The sequence below is a fragment of the Acinetobacter sp. ACNIH1 genome, from assembly GCF_002934695.1.
GTDB lineage: Bacteria > Pseudomonadota > Gammaproteobacteria > Pseudomonadales > Moraxellaceae > Acinetobacter > Acinetobacter variabilis.
This window is the reverse complement of the sequence record NZ_CP026420.1, coordinates 3,116,042-3,141,641: the sequence shown is the minus strand read 5'-3', so window position 1 is coordinate 3,141,641 and position 25,600 is coordinate 3,116,042. Positions and strand designations below refer to the sequence as shown.

At 38.9% G+C, this 25,600-nt stretch carries 20 protein-coding genes and 4 pseudogenes; 14 read left to right on the top strand and 10 right to left on the bottom strand.

Going from position 1 to position 25,600, the window contains the following annotated elements; genetic code table 11:
• The gene (locus tag C3F22_RS15280; RefSeq protein WP_016658949.1) at nucleotides 1-591 is read right to left on the bottom strand and encodes a class I SAM-dependent methyltransferase; all 591 of its coding nucleotides are present in this window, start codon (nucleotides 589-591) and stop codon (nucleotides 1-3) included.
• 151 nt (nucleotides 592-742) lie between these two features.
• Here C3F22_RS15280 and C3F22_RS15275 point away from each other — a divergent pair, with 151 nt between their 5' ends.
• The 3 genes from C3F22_RS15275 (at nucleotide 743) to C3F22_RS15265 (ending at nucleotide 2,233) form a co-directional block, all read left to right on the top strand.
• Nucleotides 743-1,072: a DUF4236 domain-containing protein gene (locus C3F22_RS15275; RefSeq protein ID WP_004895773.1), complete on the top strand. Its 330-nt coding sequence runs from the start codon at nucleotides 743-745 to the stop codon at nucleotides 1,070-1,072.
• 99 nt (nucleotides 1,073-1,171) lie between these two features.
• Nucleotides 1,172-1,507, top strand: coding sequence for a hypothetical protein (locus tag C3F22_RS15270; RefSeq protein WP_034686363.1), 336 nt, complete (start codon nucleotides 1,172-1,174; stop codon nucleotides 1,505-1,507).
• A 12-nt stretch (nucleotides 1,508-1,519) separates the two neighbouring features.
• Entirely contained in the window at nucleotides 1,520-2,233 is a 714-nt protein-coding gene (locus C3F22_RS15265; RefSeq protein WP_034686366.1) for an IS1 family transposase, read from the top strand.
• A 110-nt stretch (nucleotides 2,234-2,343) separates the two neighbouring features.
• Here the strand turns inward: C3F22_RS15265 and eat are convergent, their stop codons facing one another.
• Nucleotides 2,344-3,765: an ethanolamine permease gene (eat, locus tag C3F22_RS15260; protein ID WP_034686785.1), complete on the bottom strand. Its 1,422-nt coding sequence runs from the start codon at nucleotides 3,763-3,765 to the stop codon at nucleotides 2,344-2,346.
• Between the two features lie 181 nt (nucleotides 3,766-3,946).
• On the opposite strand from eat, the gene C3F22_RS15255 reads away from it, so the two are divergent.
• Both C3F22_RS15255 and C3F22_RS15250 read left to right on the top strand, forming a co-directional pair.
• The gene (locus C3F22_RS15255; protein ID WP_004681103.1) at nucleotides 3,947-4,951 is read left to right on the top strand and encodes a phosphotransferase enzyme family protein; all 1,005 of its coding nucleotides are present in this window, start codon (nucleotides 3,947-3,949) and stop codon (nucleotides 4,949-4,951) included.
• 98 nt (nucleotides 4,952-5,049) lie between these two features.
• Nucleotides 5,050-6,084: an AraC family transcriptional regulator gene (locus tag C3F22_RS15250; RefSeq protein WP_004681105.1), complete on the top strand. Its 1,035-nt coding sequence runs from the start codon at nucleotides 5,050-5,052 to the stop codon at nucleotides 6,082-6,084.
• Between the two features lie 68 nt (nucleotides 6,085-6,152).
• Here C3F22_RS15250 and C3F22_RS15245 read toward each other — a convergent pair whose 3' ends face one another.
• On the bottom strand, nucleotides 6,153-7,496 hold the full coding sequence (locus tag C3F22_RS15245) for an aspartate aminotransferase family protein (RefSeq protein ID WP_104426900.1): 1,344 nt from the start codon (nucleotides 7,494-7,496) through the stop codon (nucleotides 6,153-6,155).
• Between the two features lie 423 nt (nucleotides 7,497-7,919).
• On the opposite strand from C3F22_RS15245, the pseudogene C3F22_RS15240 reads away from it, so the two are divergent.
• A pseudogene (locus C3F22_RS15240) lies at nucleotides 7,920-8,008 on the top strand (transposase-like zinc-binding domain-containing protein); the annotation flags it as partial.
• An 85-nt stretch (nucleotides 8,009-8,093) separates the two neighbouring features.
• Here C3F22_RS15240 and C3F22_RS15235 read toward each other — a convergent pair.
• Complete coding sequence (locus C3F22_RS15235) at nucleotides 8,094-8,279, bottom strand: hypothetical protein (RefSeq protein WP_034684112.1); 186 nt, start codon at nucleotides 8,277-8,279, stop codon at nucleotides 8,094-8,096.
• Nucleotides 8,280-8,433: 154 nt separating this feature from the next.
• Nucleotides 8,434-8,886 (bottom strand): annotated as a pseudogene (locus tag C3F22_RS15230) (LysR substrate-binding domain-containing protein); the annotation flags it as partial.
• A 441-nt stretch (nucleotides 8,887-9,327) separates the two neighbouring features.
• On the opposite strand from C3F22_RS15230, the gene C3F22_RS15225 reads away from it, so the two are divergent.
• The 5 genes from C3F22_RS15225 to C3F22_RS18635 all read left to right on the top strand — a co-directional run bounded on the left by C3F22_RS15225 (nucleotide 9,328) and on the right by C3F22_RS18635 (nucleotide 16,488).
• Nucleotides 9,328-10,002 carry a hypothetical protein gene (locus C3F22_RS15225; RefSeq protein WP_004681107.1) on the top strand — a complete coding sequence of 225 codons (675 nt, stop codon included), beginning with the start codon at nucleotides 9,328-9,330 and terminating at the stop codon, nucleotides 10,000-10,002.
• Nucleotides 10,003-12,276, top strand: coding sequence for a hypothetical protein (locus C3F22_RS15220; protein WP_104426899.1), 2,274 nt, complete (start codon nucleotides 10,003-10,005; stop codon nucleotides 12,274-12,276).
• Complete coding sequence (locus C3F22_RS15215; protein ID WP_104426898.1) at nucleotides 12,260-15,445, top strand: site-specific integrase; 3,186 nt, start codon at nucleotides 12,260-12,262, stop codon at nucleotides 15,443-15,445. The genes C3F22_RS15220 and C3F22_RS15215 overlap by 17 nt, the downstream gene beginning before the upstream one ends.
• 130 nt (nucleotides 15,446-15,575) lie before the next feature.
• The gene (locus C3F22_RS15210) at nucleotides 15,576-15,944 is read left to right on the top strand and encodes an MbcA/ParS/Xre antitoxin family protein (protein ID WP_034684109.1); all 369 of its coding nucleotides are present in this window, start codon (nucleotides 15,576-15,578) and stop codon (nucleotides 15,942-15,944) included.
• A 283-nt stretch (nucleotides 15,945-16,227) separates the two neighbouring features.
• On the top strand, nucleotides 16,228-16,488 hold the full coding sequence (locus C3F22_RS18635) for a helix-turn-helix domain-containing protein (protein WP_004647603.1): 261 nt from the start codon (nucleotides 16,228-16,230) through the stop codon (nucleotides 16,486-16,488).
• A gap of 4 nt (nucleotides 16,489-16,492) precedes the next feature.
• Here C3F22_RS18635 and C3F22_RS15200 read toward each other — a convergent pair.
• A pseudogene (locus C3F22_RS15200) lies at nucleotides 16,493-17,122 on the bottom strand (aconitase family protein); the annotation flags it as partial.
• Between the two features lie 380 nt (nucleotides 17,123-17,502).
• Here C3F22_RS15200 and C3F22_RS15195 point away from each other — a divergent pair.
• Nucleotides 17,503-17,811, top strand: a complete 309-nt coding sequence (locus C3F22_RS15195) for a helix-turn-helix transcriptional regulator (RefSeq protein WP_034684105.1) — start codon at nucleotides 17,503-17,505, stop codon at nucleotides 17,809-17,811.
• Entirely contained in the window at nucleotides 17,808-19,097 is a 1,290-nt protein-coding gene (locus tag C3F22_RS15190; protein ID WP_104426897.1) for a type II toxin-antitoxin system HipA family toxin, read from the top strand. The genes C3F22_RS15195 and C3F22_RS15190 overlap by 4 nt, the downstream gene beginning before the upstream one ends.
• An 18-nt stretch (nucleotides 19,098-19,115) precedes the next feature.
• Here C3F22_RS15190 and C3F22_RS15185 read toward each other — a convergent pair whose 3' ends face one another.
• Complete coding sequence (locus tag C3F22_RS15185) at nucleotides 19,116-22,463, bottom strand: DEAD/DEAH box helicase (RefSeq protein WP_104426896.1); 3,348 nt, start codon at nucleotides 22,461-22,463, stop codon at nucleotides 19,116-19,118.
• Between the two features lie 119 nt (nucleotides 22,464-22,582).
• Complete coding sequence (locus C3F22_RS18755) at nucleotides 22,583-22,711, bottom strand: hypothetical protein (RefSeq protein ID WP_265735207.1); 129 nt, start codon at nucleotides 22,709-22,711, stop codon at nucleotides 22,583-22,585.
• On the opposite strand from C3F22_RS18755, the pseudogene C3F22_RS15180 reads away from it, so the two are divergent.
• Nucleotides 22,711-22,947: pseudogene (locus C3F22_RS15180) on the top strand (hypothetical protein); the annotation flags it as partial. The gene C3F22_RS18755 and the pseudogene C3F22_RS15180 overlap by 1 nt on opposite strands.
• A gap of 29 nt (nucleotides 22,948-22,976) precedes the next feature.
• Here C3F22_RS15180 and C3F22_RS15175 read toward each other — a convergent pair.
• Together C3F22_RS15175 and pfkB are read right to left on the bottom strand one after the other, a co-directional pair.
• Nucleotides 22,977-24,659 (bottom strand): fructose-specific PTS transporter subunit EIIC, encoded by a 1,683-nt coding sequence (locus C3F22_RS15175; RefSeq protein ID WP_104426895.1) that lies wholly within the window; start codon nucleotides 24,657-24,659, stop codon nucleotides 22,977-22,979.
• 4 nt (nucleotides 24,660-24,663) lie between these two features.
• Nucleotides 24,664-25,596 (bottom strand): 1-phosphofructokinase, encoded by a 933-nt coding sequence (pfkB, locus tag C3F22_RS15170; protein ID WP_104426894.1) that lies wholly within the window; start codon nucleotides 25,594-25,596, stop codon nucleotides 24,664-24,666.
• Nucleotides 25,597-25,600 lie beyond the last annotated feature (4 nt).

Genomic DNA, 25,600 nt, shown 5'->3' with positions numbered 1-25,600 from the left:
CTAAGCCTGCACTTTTCTAATCAGAATATTCATCCACTCTTCTGTACGCTCTGGACGTTTATCTACAGTAATCCATTGTTGTAACAGTAAAGCCTGATCGATCTGCTTAAGTAAGTCATGAGCTTGCTGTTCATTCAAGTCAGTAAAGCTACGCCCCTCTATCTCACGGTCTGTATTGCCATACTTAAAAGACATGTAACACACACCATTTAGCTTTAATGCTTTGAATATAAGCCCCAGCACTTCAGTTAGGCGATCTCTTTCACAATGTAAAAGAGATGCACAAGCCCAAATACCATCGTATTTATTATTCTCAGCTAGGTCATAAAAACTTTGCTGACGTACTTCAATATTGGTCAGCTCCCTGGCCTTTTTAACCAGCTCGGCAGAATAATCAATTGCCTCAACTTGATAACCTTTTTTCTTAAATGCCAAAGTGTCCCGCCCCGAGCCACAGCCCAAATCCAGGATCAATGCCTGTTCCGGCAAATATCTTAGAAATGGTGCGTAAAGACTTTCCATTTCAACCTGATAGGTATTTTCAAAAAATGCTTGAGCATGTTGATTGTAATAATTTGATGTTTGATTCATTGTCTAAAAGCCAATATCTTATGTTAAAGAACATACTGATTTTTCACTAGATAAGTCAAATGATCAGTCCTATGAATGAATCAAACTCTTATTTCACTGTATCCGGACAACTGAGATAGAAACCAAACTGGTTCTTGTAAATGGAAAAAATATGGGCTTCAGATTTCGCAAGAGTATTAAACTGCTACCTGGATTAAAAATTAATCTGACGCATAAAGGCATTAGTAGCGCGAGCATTGGCAAACCTGGTGCTTCTTTAAATATTGGCAAAAAAGGCACCCGAACCAGCGTTGGTATTCCAGGCACAGGCCTATCCTATTCCAAGCACCAACCCTATAAAAAAAGAGCAGGCAACCAAAAAATTCCTGCTCAGGAACAACAACCACTCTATACATCACATACTGAGAAACCCAAATCGAATGTCTGGATTTGGGTAATTTTTGGATTATTTTGTTTTATTGTCGGGGCAATTATTTTTTGAATTTAGCCATTCTTTGTACCCCATAATATCCACTGCTAGGCAAAATTTAATTCATTCATTACTATGGACGGATGTTAAATACAATAAAGGCTGCCGCTGATGTCTGATAATGACAGTACTATGGATTATGATGAAAATGATTTAATCGATTCTCCCTTGTCTCAAATTTTAAAAGAGGATAATGAGCAAATTGAAGTTCTAATTTATCGATTACCCGATAGTGACTGGACACTGGAAGTGGTAAACCAAAATGGTACTTCTACGGTATGGGATGAAACATTCCCGTCAGATCAGGAAGCTCTATCTGTCGCTTTAGATGGAATTAAAGCCGCAGGCGGTATTCAGGCCTTTTACGAACTCAGCGACCTCGAAGCAAAGAAAAATATTTGGTGGTGTATCAAAAAGTATGCTAAAAAAAAGCAGGTTGAATTTTGATAAAACAGAGAAATGCAAATAACTCTAGAAATCAAATGGCCAACCTGCCTCAGTGACAGTATAAAGAAAAATGGCATCAAAGTAGATGGGAAACAAAACTACCAATGCAAAGACTGCAAACGTCAGTTTATTGGTGACCATGCTCTGAGCTATCTAGGATGTAATTCTGGCATTACTCGTAAAATATTACAGTTAATGGTCAGAGGCAGCGGTATACGAGATATCGCTGAAGTTGAGCGCATTAGTATCGGTAAAGTCTTACGGACTTTAACTGAATCGGCCTATCAAATTCAGCCTAAACAAAGTCATTATGAATCTCTCGAAGTAGATGAATTCTGGACTTTTGTTGGAAATAAAAATAATAAACAATGGCTTATTTACGCCTACCATCGAGAAACAGGTGAGGTTGTTGCTTATGTTTGGGGTAAGAGACATTTAGCTACAGTCCAAAGGTTGAAGACAAAGCTTAAACAATTAGGTATTTACTACACCCGAATTGCAAGTGATCATTGGGACAGTTTCATCACTGCTTTTAAAAACTGCAAGCAAAGTATTGGTAAGTTGTTTACTGTAGGAATTGAAGGTAATAATTGCAAAATAAGGCATCGAATAAGGCATGGTTTTAGAAGAAGTTGTAATTTCTCCAAAAAGCTTGAAACACCACCTGGAAACCATTTTAAAGCCTTCGACTTAACCTTCTTTTACATCAATAATGGCTTCATTTAATCTCAGCATACTTTTTAAAACACCACCAAATAATTTAATGAGCATTTAAGAATATCAAGCCCATTAAAAATGGGATTGATATTCTTAAAAATTAGGTAAATTTCACTCAACTATTCATCTCTGATTTCAATAGATGCAAACTCTTGTTCAGGCGTGCCTTCCACCAGATGATGTCTGCTATACAGCAGATAATACAGAATGAATAAACCATAAATTAGCGCTGCCAAACACCATACTTTTGGATTAACCATTAAACCCGCCACCACTGCAGCACAGGCCAAAACCAATGCTATACTTGAAGTGACGATGCCGCCGGGTGTTTTATATGGTCGTGCTAAATCTGGACGGGAAAAACGCAATTTAATATGCGACATCATCATCAACACATAAGAAATGGTGGCACCAAACACCGCAATCAAAATCAGCAAATCTCCTTCACCCGTTAATGACAATACAAAGCCAATTACCCCAGGAATCACAATCGCCCATTTCGGCGCTTGTTTATTATTGGTGAGCGATAATATTTTCGGTAAATAACCCGCACGCGATAGGGCAAACACTTGACGCGAATAAGCATAAATAATCGAGAAGAAGCTTGCTACTAAACCTGCTAATCCCACAAAATTCACAAAACTGGCAATCCATGAATGCTGTCCATAGACTGCAATTAATGCATCAACCAATGGTGCTCCTGAGTTTTTCACTTGCTCTGCACCCATCGCACCAGCACTTAAAAACAAAATCAGCAGGGCAAATGCAGCCAGAATCAACATTGAACCAATTAAACCACGTGGTAAAGATTTGACTGGATCTTTGGCTTCTTCAGCAGCCAAAGGCACGCCTTCAACTGCAAGGAAAAACCAGATTGCAAACGGGACAGCAGCCCAAATGCCCATGTAACCGAGAGGCAAAAATGAACTCGCCCCCGCAGTATTTGGCATTACTGCAATATTAAATAAATTGGCAGCATTAAAGTGTGGAACCATTGCCACTATAAACACCAACAGCGCCACACAAGCAATTGCGGTAATGCCAAACATTATTTTCAGAGCCTCACCTGCACCTTTTAAATGAATTGCCATGAAAAACACATAGCAAAACAGATAAATCGGCCAGCCACCTATGCCAAATAAAGCTTCACAATAATTGCCAATAAAAACTGCAATTGCGGCAGGTGCGACTGCATATTCAATCAGAATTGCAGTCCCTGTAAGATAACCACCAAATTGCCCAAACGCCACTCGCGCAAAACTATAGCCCCCGCCTGCTGTTGGCAGCATGGTCGACATTTCTGACATCGACAAGCTCATGCATAGATACATAAATGCCACTACAATCGTAGCAACAAATAATCCGCCCCAACCACCTTGCGCAATACCAAAATTCCAACCTGCGAAGTCACCCGAAATCACATAAGACACCCCTAACCCCACCAACAGTAACCAACCGACGGCACCCTTTTTCAGTTGGCGTTGGGCAAAATATTCGGTGTTATCTGCGACACTCTCCGTCATTATCATTTCATTTTTCATGATGCTCGATCACCTTTTCACCAAATTCGACCACTTTAATATCGGTGAAATATCGGCTTTAAACTTGACAATAAATCATGAGCATAGTCGCTTGAAGTCAAGTTGCTCTTTTTTTTCTTTTATAAGATCAGCTCAAAGTCTGGGACTCCGCACCCAAGATCAGCATGAAAAGGAGTACAACATGAGCGTCCAACAAAATGAATATTTAAGCATTCAACAACTCTACGAATTGGCAAAAAAAGCCATGCAAACCTATCCAGCATGCTATCAAGGCGAGATCAAATTACTCTGCCAATCTGAAAATGCCACCTTTGTTGTGAAAACCGCTCAACAACAATATGCACTACGCATTCATCGTCCCAATTATCATTCCAAACAACAAATCGAAAGTGAACTAGCATGGTTAGATGCGTTAAATGCGCATGGCATCGCGGTGCCGATTGCCATTGCCGACTGTCATGGAGATAAAGTCCAAACATTGGCACTCAGTCCAGATATTTCAAGGCATGCAGTGCTCTTTCATTGGGTGAAAGGTGTAATGCCTACAGCAGATAATGTCGATCCATGTGATTTTAAGCAGTTGGGTGAAATCACAGCACAACTGCACCTGCACAGTAAAACATGGGAGATGCCAGCCTACTTCCAACGTATTGTTTGGGATCATGAAAGTATGGTTTTTGCCGATGGACATTGGGGTGACTGGCGTCATGCCCCACAGTTAAAATCGGTAGATCATGCCGTGATTGATGAGGCAATTTGCCGTGTTGCCACCGAGCTAAATCAATTTGGGAAGTCCAAAGATCACTATGGGCTGATCCATGCTGACCTCAGACTGACCAATCTGTTGTTGAATGAAAAAAAGGTTGGTGTGATTGATTTTGACGACTGCGGCATGGGCTGGTTTATGCATGACTTAGCTGCAGCAATTAGTTTTAATGAACACTATACTGCTGCACCCAAGTGGGTCGAACAATGGTTGAATGGTTATGAAAAAATTGGGCATGTGAGTGCAGAAGAGTATGCGTTGGTTCCCACCTTTATTATGCAACGTAGAATCCAATTGATGGCTTGGTTCGGTTCACATGCCTATACCGACATGGCCAAAAGTTTGGGAGCGCAATGGTCGGATGAAACTGTGCGACTTTGCAAAAAATATCTTAACAACCAAATTCCAGCAGGTATATAAAAAAATACCTGTAGGCAGAAGCAAACCGTAAAGCATTGAATGGCATAGCTCTTGCTTAATTTAGAACAATAACGGTTCTGTATTAAAAGAGGCTATGCATGATTCAATTTAATCCTCTCTCCATCAACGCTCAAGACATCAGCAACCAAGGCATTTTATCAGCTGCCGCGACAGGCCTAAGTGACTTTATTCTGCATAAAGGTGCCGATGTCGATCGCATTTTTGGGATCAGTGGTATTAATCCTGAATTATTGCTCAGCCCCACCCTCAGTTTGCAACTCACCAATTATTGCGAAGTCTTGGAACAATCCGCAAAACTATCACATTGCGATAATTTCGGACTGCATTATGGACAGCAATTTCATCCCAAAGCTTTAGGACTGATTGGCTATATTGGTTTATGTTCAGCATCGCTGGAAGATGCATTAAAGAACATGACCTCACATTTTAATCTGCATCAAAAAGATACTTTATGCCGTATGGTTGAAGTCAATGATGCCTATCGTTTCGACTACCAAGTCCAGCATGGTGCAATTTTATCGCGACGACAAGATGCCGAACTCACAGTGGGCATGTTTATGAATGTAATTCGTGAAGTCTTGGGCACACACTATTCACCACGCGAAATTCATTTTGAACACCCACGTCCCGAGTTTTGGCAAGAACACAGTAAACTGTTTAATGCATCAGTGTTTTTTGATCAGCCATTCAATTCAATTTTGATTGCCAAATCAGACCTTAAAACCGCAATGCCACAGTCAGACCCGTTGCTGCTCACCATGATGCTCGACACTTTAAAAATTCTGAATACGCAATCGCAGTCACAAAGTTTAACCAATCAAGTCCGTGCACACATTCAGCAAGATTTGATTCATGGTGAACCCAACTTGGAAAAAGTTGCACTAGATTTACATATGAGTCCATGTACCTTATCACGGCGCTTAAAATCACACGACATCACCTTTACTCAACTAATTGATCAAGTTCGTTATGAACTGGCCAAACACTATATTCAACAGAAGAATTTACCGATTTCTGAAGTAGCATTTTTATTAGGCTATTCCGAAGTCAGTGCCTTTTCCCGTGCATTCAAGCGTTGGTTTGGCTGTACACCACGCCAATTACGACATTAAGTGGTAAGACATCAATAAAAAAGAAACCCCGCTCATTGAGCGGGGTTAAATATGTATGACATTTAAGTTTATTTTTGCAGTTTACTTAAGGCTTGATCCAACGCTCCAACCAACCAATCAATATCTTTTTCTTGGAACACCAATGGTGGACGTAACTTCAAGACATTGCCATATGGTCCCGCAACAGAGGTCAGCACACGATGCGTATTACGCAATTCTTCAATCAAATCCAGTGCCAGAGCTTTATCAGGCATTTTGGTGAAACGATCTTGTACCAATTCGAAACCAATAAATAAACCAGCACCACGCACATCACCAACACAGTCATACTTTTCCATCAGCTTACGCAATTCTGTCAAAAGTAGACCACCAAGGCGCTGACTATGGGCTTGTAACTCTTCTTCTTGAATAGTTTTCAGCACGGCCTGCGCCGCTGCCATCGCCACAGGATTCCCCCCAAAGGTATTGAAATAAGGGATTTTTTGACTAAAGGCAGACAACACATGATCTTTCGCGAGTAAACCTGATACTGGAATACCATTGCCCATCGGCTTGCCTGTGGTAATGATGTCGGGCACCACACCATGACGCCCAAAACCCCAAAAAGAATCGCCTGTACGAGCAAAACCAGGCTGTACTTCATCAGCAATGAAAATACCATCATTGGCATGCACTACATCCACTGCTTTTTTCAGGAAACCAATAGGATTTGGCATTACCCCGTCTGATGAAAAAATGGAATCGGCTAAGAAGCCTGCAAACTTGATGCCATTGGCATTCATATCATCAATTTGTGCTTGAATTTGCGCGGCGAACCAGTCACCTAAATCTTCACCCTCAAAACGATATTGATCAGGTGCTGCCACCAAACGAGTTGTAGCAGCTAAGGTCTGTCCTGTACCAAGCGCAGGCGAACAGCCCGAAGTAAGATCACTAGTACCATGATAGGCTTCTTGCGACACAATAATACCCGTACCACCACTGTATTCACGGGCAATACGAATGGCCAAATCATTCGCCTCAGAACCCGTACACATATACATGGCTTTGTTAATTTCAGTCGGTGTGGTCGCTAAAAGATCGTCGGTATAATCTAAAATGCGCTCATGTAAATAACGAGTATGTGTATTCAACATTTGCATTTGTTCATTTACGGCATTGATTACCGCAGGATGGCAATGTCCTATACTAGCGACATTGTTATAAGCATCCAAGTATTGATTGCCTGCAGCATCCCAAAGGTATTGTCCTTGCCCTTTTACAAGATGCACTGGGTTTCGATAAAACAAGCGGTAAGATTCACCTAAATTTTGGCTACGTCGATCGGTCAGTTTTCGGGTTTCAGAATCTAGTGCACTCGCATGCTCGGCACGGAAGCTATTGGTATCCATAATGGTAGATCGCGTATTCATCTACTATTCCTCTCTCACAAACTGTTTTTTAGTGCATTTGAATGATTTTTATATTGCACACTGCTCATTTTAAAGACTTGACTTTAGAGCGCGATATGTAATTTTTGAAGTCAAATCTTATAAGATAATTTCTTCACAATACGAGTGATAGGATATCTATCTGAGCACTTTTATTATGAAAAGTGAATAAATAGCCTTTAAATGAATTCGCTAAAGAAGCCTGACAAAAAATAAAGTTGAATTCCATCATCCCTAATAAATGATAAAACTACTGAAATTTATTTACAGGCTCTATATTAGTAATATGCATTTATCAACATACAAACTGAACTTTGAGCTATTTAGCAAAACTCATCCAATTTTTGGTGGTGTATCAAAAAGTATGCTAAAAAAAAGCAGGTTGAATTTTGATAAAATAGAGAAATGCAAATAACTCTAGAAATCAAATGTCCAACCTGCCTCAGTGACAGTATAAAAAAAATGGCATCAAAGTAGATGGGAAACAAAACTATAGCTAAATTCTAAAAACACTAGCACATGGAAACATCTGTAAAACCTCATTTCCTATGGTTTTAAGTGTGATAATAAAGTAAGTATTCAGCTATAGCTGGGCTGCATGCCTTGCATGGTTAAAATAGGTCCACCATAGACCAATAAGGCATTTTGCGCCTGTTGTTGTGTGTTTGAAGCGGTGCTAGACAGACTGGGTGCACAACCACTCATCATTACCACAGTGGAAGAAATCAGAGCCGTGAGTGCAAAAGGAATTTTATTAAAAAGCATGGGTTAAACATTTCATATTGCTAAATATTATATTTTGCTCCATACGAGCATTCGTTATAGGTATAAAACTTTAAATACAACACATCATCACTCTGACCTTAGTACTTTAAGCAAACTCTTGTCAGGCAGAATAAAGTGCTCAATATTGAACGAATTATTGCAATAACTTTAAGATGTGTTGCAAACGGACATTGTCTATATTTTCTTTATACACTGCATAAATCGGCGCAATACATGGATTGTTCGCCTTGAGTGCTTTATAAACAATCTGCTTATTCCAAAAGTCACGAATGGCCTCAGGCACGATGGATAAACCAATCCCTGCAGCAATCAAGTTTAAACTCGAGGTTAAACGTGGCGCTTCTTGTACAATTTTGGGACTAAATCCAGCTTGGTAACAACTGGCCAAAATATTATCAAATAAATCTTGCCCCGCTAAACGTCGGTACAACACAAAATCATGCGGTTCAAGATCCAGCAAATGAATTGGTTCGGCTTGTTCAGCCAAAGGATGATTGTTGGGTAAGGCCACAATGAGTGACTCATCTAGTATATGTAGACTGGTTAAACCAAGGCCAATCGGTGCAGGTTTGCGTAAGAACACAATGGGCTTTGTTGCATAAATATGTAAGCATCTGATTTAAATAAATTTAATTTTGGATCAAAAAATAATCAAAACTTTTAAAATCATATAGTTATGAAATCTTTGTGCAACAAAGCCACATACTTATCAAAAATTGATTCCTGTTTGGTTTTAATTACCATTAAAAAAGATCAAATTTGAGCATTGTTATTGTAATAATCAACTATACTCATCCCTACTGTATTCATTGTAATCTGCTATGTGAACATCATAATAGAAACATGATATTTTTTGCCAACTCACAAATATAGCTAACTAATAGTGAGTATCTAATCGAGGAGGAAAATTTGAAACTTTCAATAATAAATAAACTTTAAAAACAAGGAAAAAATGATACCTCCTGCCATATTCAAAAACTCTAAATATACGTGAATATTGCTGTATTATTTTTATTCAATAGCACACATGGATCTGACATCTGAACTACTTTTGAAGTTTCCAGCAACACAGATAAGTACTCTAAAAAATTTCAAAAAAAGCAGAATCACCATTCATCCACAAGCGTATGGTTTCAACTTATGCTACTTAAATATGTTTAAAAATCTCACTGCAGATTTAGATATTTCTAATCGCATAAAAGAACTCCATGTGTGGAAAACTTCAGAATTTGATGGCTACTCCATTTTCAATAATATTCACTTATATCTTAGCTATTTAAAGCAAGATATTAATGAAGTCACTTTAATTATTCACAATCAACAATCTTTTTCAGATGATGAGTTAGCATTTCTGATGGAGTTATGCAGTCGTGAATTTATTCAATTCATCAAATCTACAAAATTTGACATTAAGCCTTTGAACCCACGAAAAACATTGCACTTGATTAATACACATCTTTCACGTCAAACACTATTAACTCTTAACAAAGAATCATCTTTGAAGCCACACCATCAAATGAGCCTAGAGTTACTTGCACACTTGCTTTCATGCTCTCGAAACCAACTCAATCAGCGGATGAAAAAGATCAAGCAAGAACGTACACAGATTTTTAATGAATTATCATTACACAGCAGATGTGTAAAAGATCTCTTAGATCACTCAAATAGCGATCTGAGTGCAGAAAAAATTTGGAGATCTTAAATGTCTAATGATCTAAACGAACATTTTGATTTACCAATGATTTCAATTAAAAGAACAATTGAAAAATTGTTCGGTGATGAGCAATTTGAACGTGCACAACATATCAACTTTGTGATTGAACTATTGTCTTCTCAACAGACTGACAACTGTCTAGATGGTCTCAATCTCGATTGCTTTGACATCGATGTAGAATTTCAGTCAAATCTGCCCAAACCTTCAGTAATCTCTTTTTCTAAAAAAGTTAAGATCAGTGATCTACCGATTACTTCATATGTCAATTCAATTTCGCAATTATCTGAATCGCAGACGCATGCAAAAAATTGGAATATTCTAGTTTTAAAAGCAGCAATTTATTTAATTGCTCTTCCTGAGCTCAAGCCAGATCTTTTTAAACAAGCGCACGCCGAACACTTCAATACAGTAAAGCGCTTATTCCAACGTTTTAGAACTGCAAATAAAAATTTAGATACTGAAAAAAAATATCATAATACAGAAGAATATAAACGCCTCTGGAATGTCTATCTTAAAGATCTAACGCTGAGCTTAGAACAATTTATTCAACATCTGATCACATTAGATACGGATGAATTGCCTGAGTTTGATCGCAATCTACTCAATGATATTCGGATTACTTTTAACTACATTTTAAAAAACAAAGCGAAGATTGCACGTGCAAGTATCGATACGCAGCTTCAACATCAGTTTCTTGATGAAGAACAATTCATTGAAGAAAGTATCGAAATCAAAAAAGGGGCTAAATCTAAAGCACTGAATATAGAAACCTTAATCGATGAGCCGATTAATCGGCAAATTGTTGTCAATCCAACTGACGTCACACCACTCGCAGCACATTCAGAAACGAGTCAAAACTATGTTCTACCGCTTGTTGCAAAACATATTCAACGCAAAGAACATTTACTCACGTCGAGTAGTTTTTTTCCGAATCCATCTAGCGTGAACCATCTACTGAAAAGACTTCATGTGGACTACTCTGAACATCAAAATAAAAGTGCTTTAATCCTGATGCTCGCATTTTTGACAGGCAACAGTGTGAATGAGTGGCTATATATACAAAGCAAGCGAGCTAAAAACTTAAATAACCGCCAAAAATTGATCCATAAAAATGATCAATTCTTCTTAAGCAGTAAATTTAATGTATTTGAGAACCGTGATTTTGAGTATTCAACAAGCTTACTTAATCAGACGATCTATTTAGACATTCCAATCCCGAATCTATTCATTGAGGATCTCCGCAAAATGGATTCGGTTAGTTTCGATGATATACAGCAATATTTACGCAAATTAAGACAAGAATTATTGATTCCAAAACTGTCTGTCGTAAAGGTGAGTTCTCTACTGCATCATACGGTTCTTGCAAAAACAGGGAATAAACAACTCGCAGATTTAATCACAGGGATTGATGCCAATCAGTCATCATCTATTTCTTATTGTCATCAGAATATTCCACGATTACATGCACAATATGTTGATATTCTAAAATCACTTTGTGCAGATATAGCAAGCACATATGAAAGTTGTGTACCTTCGCCCCCTGATTCAATAATTCATTTTGGTAGTCGTAAAGCTCCAAAACCACAGATCATTACAGAGATTTTTGCTGTATTGAAGTTTAATATTTTTTCACAAGCTGAAAACGATCTGATTGCTATATACAACCACTACAACATATGGATATGGCATATCCTCCTTCTTTTTACAGCAGCACGCCCCGTTGCTGAATTCCCTGGATTTCTTAAAAACTTTAATTTAAAACGCCAAATTTTGATGGTTTCTGACAAAGAAGCAGGCGGCCGCAATGGATTCGGACGTTTAATCCCACTTTGTTCATTTTTAGTTGAAGAGATAAAAAAATTCCTTAAATTTTTAGAATATTTTTCGACTCAAATCATGATGAGTCATCCAGCTTTAAGTGATGCTATACAACAAATAGAAGCAAGTAAGTTACCCTTGCTTGGAATCATTCAAAATAACAAGTGGAAACCACTAAGTCATTCTACAGTCAAAAATTTCCATCCTGAATTAGGACTTGCTCATGAAAATTGGCATCGCCACACAGCTCGTGCATTTTTGACTCATAAATTTTCTGAACCTGAAATTTTAGCTCTCTTTGGACATGAGCTCATGCAACAAGAAGCAGCACATCCTTTTTCCAGTTTATCACTATCTCAATTTTCTAAAATTGCGAATGTTTTAGAGCAAATGAAAGATCAATTTAAAATTAGCGGGATTGAAGTTCATGTCATCATTCAATAAAAAAATCCCAAAAAAACGCTATGCTGAAGATAGACGTCAATTCAAACGAGATGAGCCTAAAAAGGACATACGAGCTGATGCAGAACAAGAGCTCCGACAATACTTTGATGAACAAAAATTCTCAAATGAAGACTTAATTCAAGCTTATCCTGCAATTTATGAGTTTATTAAACGTAAAGCACCGAATCTTGCCTGGAAAAAATATGCTCATGAATTCTTCCGAACATATATCAAAGATCTTAATAAAAGTAATAACCTAGACCTCCCACTACCTTATCTCACCTTTGAGATGAAACGCGATGAACCAATTTTCACCCTAGATTGGATCCAAGCCGGTCATGAAATTGACATCATCCTCGAAAAACTGTGGGATTACTGGATTCTTGCTCAAGATAGTTCCGCTTTTTCTGATGATGAAATTATTGGAAATATTCTGCTTTGCTCAATGTTATACGGTGGATTAAATCAAACAGCTTCATTAAATGCTTTGCTCGAACATTTAAAAAACCCTGAAAAAATCCAAAAAATTTGCGATTTTAATATCATCTTTTTAGAGCCACTTTCTCCAAGCTATGGCGATCTATTTGTTGATGAAAAAACAATACGAAAATCACGTAATTTTGTTCCAGATCAACTCACACGACTCTGGCTCATTCACTTCAATACAAGACAAATTCGTGACATCAGTCTAGACGTGAATGCGTATCTGCACCTCATTTTTCAAAAAATAAAACATCCATACACCAAAAAGACTTTTAAGTTTTTACGTGACTACGCCAATTTTAATTGGCTACAACTGCAGAATGCAGATGTTGATCCTGCCCTTTCACAATGTTTGTTAGAAAACACACTCACGTGTGGTTTATCAGAACATGAGTTTGAAAACTTTGCATTCCCAAAATTTAAAACTCAATTAAGTGATGAAATCGAACGAAATGTCTCTTCTACAGCCAAAGTCCTACCAGATCTCAATACGTCTGAAGCAGTAGAGAATGTGATATTTATTCATAAAAACTTGCTGAAAATAATTCGCACATCATCAACGGACCAACCTATTGCTGAACTCATTATTGATTTTTGCCTGCGTCACCAAGAGCAGTTTAATGAGTTTTCTAAACGTATTATTTTGTGGCTCATCAGTCTCTATCTACCAACTTCAGAGCAAATAAAAAAATTATCAGCCACCTTTGATTTTGATACAACTCAGTACACGAAGGCATTTCAAGACAATCAAAAACTCGCAGATAGTTCAATCTATACATATTACACCCGGATCGCAGAACCGTTTTTAACTCATGCCTTACAATACTTCGATGCCGACAATGACATTAATGATCTGCTGAACAAAATCTATCAACAAATCATTAGCAATACACGACTTGCTGATGAAGCAGATCGACCTGAGTTTAAAAAATCTAAAAACCAAACAATCCGCATGTTGAAACGCTTTCACACCTTTCAACAAATTGTTTTTCAAGCAGAAGATTTCGAACTTGAATTTATTGCATCGCAAAGTAGACCTCGTGCACGCATCATTGGTCATACAGCCTTCCAGGTCATATTAAAGAAGTTAAATCAGCTCTTACATGACCAATCCATCTCAGACCATCACTATAAGTTATTAAAAATTATTTATATTTTGGCTTACCGTACTGGTATGCGTATTAACGAAATACTCGGGTTACGTGTAAAAGATATCGAGGGTTTAAATCAATTTTCTATCTGGGTTCAACCTTATGGTTCAAAAAAACAAGGTAATCAACATCTGCTCAAAACGGATAGTGCGGAACGGATTGTGCCTGCATACGCTTTGCTAAAAGATGATGAGTACCAATTCTTTAGCGATTTTGTTGTTGAAAAACGTTTAGAGAATAAGAAAAGTTTATATTTATTCAGCAACTTGAATGAAAATAAAAAACTGAATAAACATACTGTCACCGTACCCCTAAAACTGATATTAAATCAGGTCTTTAAAGGGCATCATTACTCCTTTCACTCTTTTCGTCACACTGCAGCGAATCATTTATCGCTTTTACTGAACTGTGAATATGCACCACTTGTGCAAAAGCTAACCGACTATAGCGAAAACGAATATCAAAAAATTCGAGCTGAGCTACTTCAAAATCAACATGGACAAAACCATTGGTTTGTTATTGCACATCTCTTAGGACATATAGAGCCAGTTGAAACATTCAAAAGCTATATTCATTTAAGTTATCTCATAGCTGGTCAAAAACTACTAAAACATCATCCAGATATGCCTAATGAATTGGCTAAAAAAATTATGGGCCACAATGCAACGTTTAAAAATTTGAAAATAACAAATGATGAAAAAGACTTTAATTTTGAAAAAAACCAGGCCGCTCTAGCAACTATATTATTGAACGATCAAACAAAATGGCTTCAAAGTAATGCTACTGACATTTTAGATGAACTGTCGGTACAAATAGATCAATCCCATAATTTTTTTGCTTTCTTTGTTGGAACAGAAGATTCTAAAATTTCACTTCAACGCTTTTATGAAACCTTAAATCAATTAGAGATTCACAATGATCCTCAAGCTGTATCTCAAAAAATGTATTTACCAGAAGAGCTTGTCAATTATTGGTATGAAAATGCCCTAAATTTAGCAAAAATTAAATCAAAAAAAGGGAATCCTCGTTTATTTAGTATTGATAGCTCAACCCAGTTAAAGCCAGCGATGCTTGATAGCGCTGAAGAGCTTCATGCAGTGACCTATTTTTTTGAACATCTACAGAAAATAGCTTGTAAAAATCCAATACAAATTGCATACGTCCTGAATGTATTTTTAAATCGAGTGACCGCATCACATACCGGTATCCATTATCGCTGGAAGGATATCGATCAACTCGAACATTTTTACTCCCAAGTTAAGGCTTTATTTCCTGCCAAATTTTGGCACTTACTTGGACAAGATTTGCAAACAAAGTTAGATGCTAAACAACAGCCTCAACTATTCAAATTAGCAAAAGCATTAACAGATAAACATCCATCAACTCAAGAGGAATTTCCTCGTCTACAACTCTACTCAGTAAAAGATGGTCATGCTCTTGCTGCATTTAAATTTTGCTTACATCTAGCATGTATCGGCAGACCTCGATCTCTTGAACTTAAAGCTGAAGGTCTAAAAATAACCACATGCTGTTAAATAATTTAACCGTTGCTTCCTTATCTAAAGCCAAATTTAATATATCTTCAGTAAAAATTGGATGTCTGAGAAACGATAATCAAATAGTATAAACTCTAGGTATCAGCAACGTCTGAAACTGAGATCAGTCATGCATAAAACGTCAGAAAAAATTGCAAAACAAAAAAAAGTATTAACTAAAGCTGTTTTATCATCTGCAAAACAACTTGGTTTGACACTGGACCAGCTTGCTATCGTTATCAATTTAGATTCAGTGGAAACTTTAAATTCGCTTGAGTTAGATCCCGATTCAAGTCAGGGAGAACTCGCAATTATTTTAATTCGTATTGCGATATCACTAGATGCTCTAACAGGTGGAGAGGCTAAATGGATGCAGCATTTTATGAAGTCACCAAATAAGCTAACCAAAGGCATTCCGATAAAACAGATTCAGACTACTCAGGGATTAGCTACAGTATTAAACGTAGTCGAAGGACTTCGGCTTCAGGGTAAATATTAAGAATATATAAAGCTTCATTACACAGAAAATTAAAAGTCATAATTTTGTCTAATAATTCAAATTCAAGGTATAAGAAGTTTCTCTTCTCAAGAGGTATACAACTGCCTCATTATTGAGAACTACCATACATATATGGATTCTATTAACCTAATTTGAGGCTAAATTGAATCTTATAAGTTCAATTTAGCTATTCAAGAATCATTATAAAAGTTTGCTATATAGCGAATATTAACCATAATTAGTTAAAAGTTTGCTATATGGCTAACAAATTTCGGGAGAAAAAATGGCTACACGAGGTGAAATAGGTAAAGAAATACGTTTGGCAAGAAAAGGGTTAGGCTATACACAGAAAAGCCTTGCAGAAAAAACTCAAGTCAATAAAACAACAATTTCAGAGATGGAAAATGGCCATTTTACAGGTTCATTTGACATATTTGAACGTGTGCTTGATGGTGTTGGTTTACAATTCGAAGTGAATAAAAAAAAGCATAAATTGCCGCAGTGGGATGAAATTGAAGAAATATTTTCAGAATATGATGAATAAATTGTGAATCGGTACCGAATAAGGTATCAGAAAAGGCAAAGCCCTGCCCATCGACCTCATTGCTCCAGACCACTTGTGCCAGATATTCCAGATTGACCTGATGGCAAATTCCGGTTCTTGGCGGCACCACGCGAAACTGATTGAGCACCGCCTGCCCCCAACGTAGAAACTGGTAGCGCTCGCCATTGCGTTGCATCTCAATGGCGATATTCTACTCAAAAGCTTGCGGGCTAGCAAAGTAATCGACCATCACCCAGTGATCGATGACTAAATCCACTGGTGACAACGGATTAATTTTTTCCGGATCACCACCGGCTTCGGCCACTGCTGCACGCATTGCAGCAAGATCAACCACTGCAGGAACACCGGTAAAATCCTGCATCAGGACCCGTGCCGGACGATACTGGATTTCCTGTTCTGAAGTTCGATCGTTAAGCCATCCTGCCAAGGCGTGAATATGCTCGGTTTTCACCGTGAGCTGATCTTCAAAACGTAGTAAATTTTCCAGCAAGACTTTTAAAGTTTTTGGTAGTCGGGACAGGTCACCTAACTGCACTTGCAATTTAGACAGGTTGAAAATCTGATAGTGTTCTGAACCGACGGTTAATGTTTCTAAAGTATTAAAACTATTGATATTACTATACTTAGCCGTCTAGTTTCCCTCCGGCTTGATATGCTATTTTTATGATCACAGTCAACCATTCCTTTACTTACTGTATGCTAACTGCACGGCGGGTTTGTTATTATTTATTATCAGATTGCGCTAGGCAGTTAAATGCAGGGCTGCCAGGAAATTTTGCCAGAGAGTTGCCAACAGTTCAGATCTGGCTGCCAATTACGTAAGGAGATTAAGGTAAATTGAACCGCGTATTTTAACTGTATTTTCAGAGTGATTTCAGATCACTACGTAGCTAAGGCTTTTATAGATCGAAATGATAAAGTCATAAATTGCTTTTCAAAAAAAAGAAACTAATATGTTTCTTACAGAACCTAAAAGCAATAAATGTATCTACAATGAATAAATCTTTACTTCAGCAAATCAAAAAAAGACGAACCCAATTGGGCTTAAAGCAAGTTGATATGCAATCCCGTACAGGCATTTCAAGACAGCAGTACCAAAAACTGGAAAGTCAGGGCAACCCTCGATTAGAGACTTTAGAAATTATAGCGGCAGGATTAAATGCTCAACTGATGCTCATCCCTGATGATAAGGTTCATTTGATCAGACAATTATTGAATGATGGAATTAAAGTCACTATTGAAGATCAGGATGACTTAATGACTAACCCATGGAAGGGTCTTCTCGGAGGAGAGGAACCATGAATACTGTTGCCGTCCTAAAATTAACATTACATCACGGTATCGTTGGATACTTGGCAGGATTTCAGAGCGGAAAAAATATTCTGGTTTTTACAGATTCTTTCCGCTCTGATCAGCAACGCCCGACCTTGAGCCTGCTGACCTCCTCCTTGTATCCACAAGTGGATAAGATTTTAGAAAAGACCTATGTTACACATCAGCGTTTACATCCCTTGCTATCAAACTTGCTACCAGAAGGTGCATTACGCGAACTGATTGCACAAATCCTCAAAGTACATATAGACAATGAATTTCAGTTATTGGCAGCTTTAGGTCATGATTTACCTGGAGCACTCATTGCGACTCCATTAGATCCAGAAGAAATTCCAGATGAAATAAAATTCAAACTGCAGATCTCTAATCCAGATCAGATCTTAAAGCAAGAGATTCGAACAGATAATAAGTTTTCCTTGGCCGGCGTCCAAATGAAGTTTTCCATGAAAGCCAAAGACGGGCATTTTACATTAGCGCGGGCAACGGAATCCAGTCTACTCGGGGATTGGATTATCAAAACTCCTTCTTCCAGACATGCTTTTGCTCCACTGAATGAATATTCTATGATGACCCTTGCCAAAATGGTCGGAATAGATGTCCCTGAGATTCGCTTGGTGGATATGGCACTCTTACAAGACCTTCCACCATTAAATTTACCCCAAGAGCAATATGCTTTTGCAATTAAGAGATTCGATAGACAGAGTACTGCTAACACTACAGAGCTTATTCATATTGAAGATTTTGCTCAAATCTTTGGTGCATACCCACATCAGAAATACAGCACCACAAATTATGAACAGATAGGCAAGATCATTTACCTGTATTCAGATAACAAAATTTTTGATATTCAGCAATTTGCCAGCCGTTTACTCATAAATATTTTACTCGCCAATGGAGATGCACACTTAAAAAACTGGAGTATGATTTATCAGGACAAAAGAACACCAAGATTATCTCCCGCATACGATATATTGATGACTAGTGTATATATTGAAAATGAGCTTCATTTCGCATTGAATCTTGCCAAAAATAAAGATTGGTATTTAGCTGAGATGAAACACTTTGAACAATGGGCTGAAAAAGTCGGTGTTCCATGGCGTGTTATTGAAAAACAACTTCACGCCATTATGGACAAAGCACGGTCAGTATGGCCAGCGCTATTACTAGACTTACCTATGATTTCTGTTCATAAAGAAAAATTAAGAGAACATTGGAAAAAATTGCATCCAGACTTTCAGATACTTACAGATGATTAGAGGAAACCTGTAACCAAGCTAAAATTTCTCAAACAATTTCATCACATCATTTTCCGTCAGTTTCGCTTCTCCCTCATGATCTGTGCTTAGAATAGACTGTGCCAGTTCTGCTTTATTCTGCTGCAAGGCAATAATTTTTTCTTCTATGCTTTTATTGGTAATCAGCTTATACACAAATACCGGCTTGTCCTGTCCAATCCGCCATGCACGATCTGAAGCTTGATCTTCAGCAGCAGGGTTCCACCATGGATCATAGTGAATGACCGTATCTGCGGCAGTTAGATTCAGACCAACCCCTCCTGCTTTCAGACTGATTAAAAATACCGGCACTTGTCCAGACTGAAATGCTGTAATGACTTCATCTCGTTTTTTGGTCTTTCCAGTCAGCTTCACATAGCCAATTTTTGCGTGATAGAGCTGTTGTTCAATCAGTTCCAACATTGAGGTAAACTGAGAGAAAATAAGAATTTTTCGTCCCTCTTCCACCATTGGAACAACCATATCCATCAACTGTTCAAGTTTGGCAGAATACGCCTGCCCGGTTTTAACTGAATCCAGTTTCAGCAAGCTAGGATGACAACAGACCTGACGCAGCTTCAGCAAGGCATCTAAAATTTGGATTTGACTACGCTTAAAGCCTTTTTCTGCCACAATTTTCTTAATGCTTGCCTGCATCGTGGCACGAACAGCCTCGTATAGCTTGGATTGCTGCTCATTCATGTCAATATTGACTTCAATCGTGGTTTTTTCAGGCAATTCCTTGGCAACGTCAGTTTTCAAGCGACGTAAAATAAAGGGTTTAATGCGGTTGACCAACTTTTGCCTTAACTGCTGATCACCGCGTTTTTCAATAGGATAGCGGTACTTTTTATTAAAGATTTCTTGTGAATATAAAAATCCTGGCATTAGAAAATAAAATAGTGCCCACAGCTCACCCAAATGATTTTCCATAGGTGTACCAGTTAGACATAGACGATGTCGCGCTGTTAATTGCCGTACTACCTGTGCAGCTTTGGCACGCGGATTTTTAATATTCTGCGCTTCATCCAGAATGAGTTGATGATATTCATATTGCTTCAGTTGCTCTTCATCTCTCGCCAAGAGCGGGTAGGTGGTTAACACAATGTCATAGTGTGAAATCTGCTCAAAATACTGATGGCGGTCGGGGCCTTGTAGCAGCAGTACCTTGAGCTCAGGGGTAAATTTTTCCGCTTCTTTGAACCAGTTATGCATCAGCGATGTGGGTGCAACAATTAAGGCGGGTCTGTCCTGCAAATGACCAGCCTGCTTTTCCATGAGTAAATGGGCTAAAGTTTGTGCTGTTTTCCCCAAGCCCATATCATCTGCCAGAATCCCGCCATGCTGGGTTTCCCTTAAAAACTGTAACCAGCCTAAGCCCTGCTGCTGGTATGGACGCAACTCCCCCTGAAAACCTTGTGGTGTCGGCAGTTGTTGCTGGTAGCCTTGTTTGAATTTCTGTACAAATTGCTGCAGCTGGTCACTAACCTGCCATGTCATCCCAAGATTATGCTGCAATTCTAATAATTGACTCGCATCATAGCGATCAATACTGCGCTCTTCTTGCTGTAAAATACTCTGCAGATGCAACAATACCGGCTTAATATCCCTAGCGGATAGCGCCAAATCAGGTTGATCAACTGCAGTTTTCACGGTGAAAATTTGACTGTCATGCAGATGAATAAAAGTCCGTGGATCAAGTAAATCAGGATTTACTCGCACCAAAGCTACGAGCGCATCAAGCAAATTATAAGAATTGCCTGCACTGTCTTGAACCGTCGCCCCGATATTGAACCAGTCCTGCTGGCCTTCAGATTCAGTGATAGAAATATTTAAATTTTCAACATATTGCAGATTAAAGGGGCTGTGTTCCAGATGCTCTATCTGCCAGCCCATCAACTCAATTTGATTGATGGGCATCAGCTGTTTGATCCAGTCTCCATAGAACGCAAAAACCATAGAATCAAGACGTTGTTTATCCAGTTTTAATTGATGGTCATAACTAAGATCTTTCACCCACTTCAGTGATTCGACCAATAGCTGTAAACGCTGGATTGACTGTTGTTCCTGAACTAAGTCCCGAAGCTGTCGCACCATTTTGCCATGCTGCTCACCAATAAAACTGTCACCTGATGTACCTGCTTTTATTCGTCCGCCTACATAGGAGAATTCAATTTCGGCACAAACAGACTCTTCCCATTTCCAATCAAATTTATCTAAAACACCGAAGCGTAAAATTGGCTGGGGACTTCCCTCAAGGACATCAATATGCTGAATAGACTCGGGCTGAGGCAGATTTTTCACGTCTGAATATTGATGAGTCAGTTTCTCAAACTCTGGCAAGAGCATAGATGGAAGATCAGGCATCTGTAAAAAATGGTACAGAAGATTTGCCGTATATTCACCATATAACTGGCCCACCGTGTTCTGTTGAATATCCACATAACACGGTGGCTGGCTAGCGAGAATCTGAATATGAGGATTTGATTTTAAATCGAGTCGAATATCACCATTGACCAATTCAATATTTAAATGCTCAGTCTGTTGTTTAGCCCCTTGTTCCCATCTAAATTCGATGTTGTAGCCTTGTTCTGACCATTGAAGTGCAGCATGGCTCTTTTTTTTCCAATAAACATCGCCACTTTGAATAAAAGATTTGAAATGCTCCAATAAAATTCTAGAGATATCAAGATTGCTTTGATAAAAGCGTTCGTCACTGTTTATTTTGGCATAATAATAAATCTGGTTAAATAATTGTCGTTTTTGTTCAGGTAAAGTCAGATGCTTTCTGGTGATATTTTCATATTGGGTATAATAACTTTCCCCCGCAATTGAGCCGTTTTTATTGCGTCTGGCTTTCTGAACATCAACTGTCAATTTCTTTAAGCTGACAGACTGATCTAGCAGGTAAATTAAATAATTGTTTGTTTTGACAGATTGCTCTGGTTCAGTCTGTTGTAAATACCGTTTAAAATCATTCAACCAGCGCTGCGCCTGATCATCCCCCCGTTGGCGTTTTGTGATTCCCTGCGGGGATTGAGAGTCAGCATAACGCTGCTGAAATTCCTGGCGATATTCCTGAAAGAATAACCGCGCTAAAGCAGCAGCATGTTTACAGTTATATCCAACCGGACAAGTGCAGTCGTCATCGATTAAACGGTCTTTTTGGGGATTATAGGTAATTGCGGTATCGTAATAATCTGTTCCTTCAATTTGGGCATACATCGTAACCCCGTCTTTTTCCTCAAAGAACTCAATCGTTTCCCTATCAATGTGTTTAGCATAGCTCAGACTGCGCTGAAGAGTTGCAGTACTAAAGCGAGATAGAAAATTGATCAATGAGGACATAATTACCAGAAACCAAAAATGTTTATACAATTATAACGGACAAAGCTGTCATTTCAGAACAGTACTGCTCGCCAACGTATCAAAAGGAAATAAATCCATGCTCAAAAACTTAATGTTTACTACAATGGATGGGGTAAATATTGGCTTTGGGGTACATTGGTCTCCTCAACCGCAATCACAGGTCGGCCATTAATCGCCTTTGAATACAGTGCAGAAGCGATCAGTAAAGGTTTAGAACTTTCCTCCACATCAAATGGATATCATGGGTGAGGCACTGAATATTCCTCGACAAGCTCTTGTGAAACTTGGTACTCAGGAAGCGGAACTTTGTGTCCAAGAAGTTGATGAAATTATTGGCTCGATTTGTAAGGTTACAATCTGATTCAGCAATATCGCTCATGACCTATTACCTGGACAAATTCAAGCAGAGACTCTCCAACTGATCCAAAATAGGATTGAGCATAATATTCATTTATTGCACTAAATAGCTTTCACAAAGCTTCTATGAAGGGCTTATTCTAACCGTTGTTTTATTACGGCATAAGCTACACCAGTCACCACACTTCCAATCGCAATCGCCAATAAATATTTTAATGGATAATTCATCGCATTCGGAATGATCAGTACCATTACACCGCCATGAGGAGTGACTAGTTCACATTTAAATAATGCAACCAAAGCCCCAGTTACAGCACCACCTGCGATCGCACATGGAAGCACTCGAATCGGGTCTTTGGCAGCAAACGGAATAGCCCCTTCCGAAATGAAACATAGGCCCAGAACTACAGCAGCCTTCCCTGCATCTTGCTCAGGTTTGGCAAATTTATGCTTTGCTAGAAAAGTTGCAATTGCCATACCCAATGGCGGTACCATACCCGCAGCCATGGTAATCGCCATCGGTCCGTATGTTTGTGACGTAAGTAAGCCCACCGTAAAGGCATAAGCCGCTTTGTTTATTGGGCCCCCAACATCAATACACATCATACTCCCAAGGATAACCCCCATGATCATGGCATTGGTCGTCCCCATATTGGCAAGGAAGTGTGTGAGTAATTCAAACAATTGTGCAACAGGCTGTCCAACCACATAAATCATGATTAAACCAACAGCTAAACTGGCCAATAGTGGAATAATCAATATTGGTTTTAATGCTTCTAGGCTACTCGGGAGTTTAAGCTGTTTCGATAAAAATAACGCAATATAACCTGCAATAAAACCTGCAACTAATCCACCGAGAAAGCCTGCCTCTAATTGTGTGGCAAGTAAACCGCCAATCAAACCTGGAGTTAAACCCGGACGATCCGCAATAGAATAAGCAATGTAACCTGCCAGCATAGGTACCATAAGAGTAAATGCTGCAGCACCTATTTGCTTTAAGGATGCGGCAAAGCTTCCTTCAACAGGATTGAGGCCAAACATAAACGAGATGGCAATGATCAAACCGCCCGCCACCACCATCGGCAGCATGAAAGACACCCCTGTTAAAAGGTGTTTATAAATTCCTGTTTTTTCTTTGTTTTCATTTCCTGTCTTAGTGGCTATTTGCTTACCCGTTTCAAGCACTTTGGCCTCAGCAATTGCATTTGCAAAAGTCTTATCCGTTTGTTTAAGGGCAAATCCTGTACTGCAGCGATATACACGTTTGCCTACAAAGCGATCTGTATTGACCTCAATATCCGTTGCTAAGATCACCACATCTGCTTTGGCAATACTTTCTGCCGATAAAATATTTTTAGCCCCAACCGATCCTTGGGTTTCAACATCAATCTGATAACCGTGCTTTACTGCACCTTGTTGTAAGGCTTCGGCCGCCATAAACGTATGCGCAACACCAGTGGGACATGCTGTAATGGCGACAAACCGTGTAACCCCTACATTGGCTGCAATAGTTTCATCTAAAGCCTCTGAATGCTCAAGAACTTGTTGCAAAAGCATGATCGCATCGTGTTGTGCGTTATTCAAACCAATGACTTTCACAACCTTGTCACGCAGTTGATCCGCTTCTGCCGGCTTCTGTCCAACAAAAACAACAGTATCAATCACATTTGATAAATCAAGATGCTCAACTGATGTCGCCACATCATTGGAAATACCAAGTGCTGTTGCTGCTTTGGACAATTTTTTGGCCAAAATCACTGCATTAATCGGCTGCTCGGGACTATGTGGCACAAATAAAATATGTTTTATCTCTTGCATCGTATTAACTCAATGATTGGACTGAGATTTGCGATTTCAAATCTTCAATAACAGCAAAGTCTGGAAGGGCAAACCCAATTTGGGTCACAGCATTGCTCGCAATTGCGGTTGCTGTTTTCAATGTTTCTTCTGGGGAATTTGAACTCAACAAGCCATGAATCATACCTGCCAGCAAGGAATCTCCCGCACCCACCGTACTTTGGACGGTGACCTTCGGTGCAGTAGCATGCAGGGGTTGCGTGCGGTGAAGCCAGTTCACTCCGTTTTCACCCATCGAGACCACAATATGTTCGATCTGACTATTTAAACTGGCAAAAAGATGCTGCTGTTCTGCAAACGTTTCTGCTGGCAAATGGTAGGTTTCTGTCAACTCATCTGTATTAGGCTTAATCAACCAAGGATGGGCAGCAATTGCTGCTTTCAACGCAACACCACTGGTATCTACTGCGACTTTTTTACCCGCAGACTGTAACCATAGAATCAGTGTCGAAAGCTCTTCTGCAGAAAACCCTTGTGGCAAACTGCCAGCAATCACAATCACATCAACCTCTAAAATCAGTTGAGATAGGCGTTCACGTAGTTGTTGTTTTGCTGAGGTATCTACAAAAAAGCCCTTGCCATTGATGTCAGTCATCTGACCAGAAGCTTCTGCAACTTTAATGTTTTGTCGTGTTTCACCTGCAACATAAATAAATTGGTTATCAAATTGCTCTTGCTGGATATGATGGTCAAAAATTTGACGGTTTTCTTGCCCCAAAAAGCCACTCACAATCAGTTCATGTCCCAAATCCTTAAGGACCTGTGCCACGTTTAAGCCTTTACCTGCTGCATGGCTTTGGGCCGTTAACTGACGATTGACCTCGCCAACTTTTAGTTGATCCAACTGCACGGTGAGGTCAATTGCAGGATTCAGAGTAATACTTAATATCTTAGCCATTCGT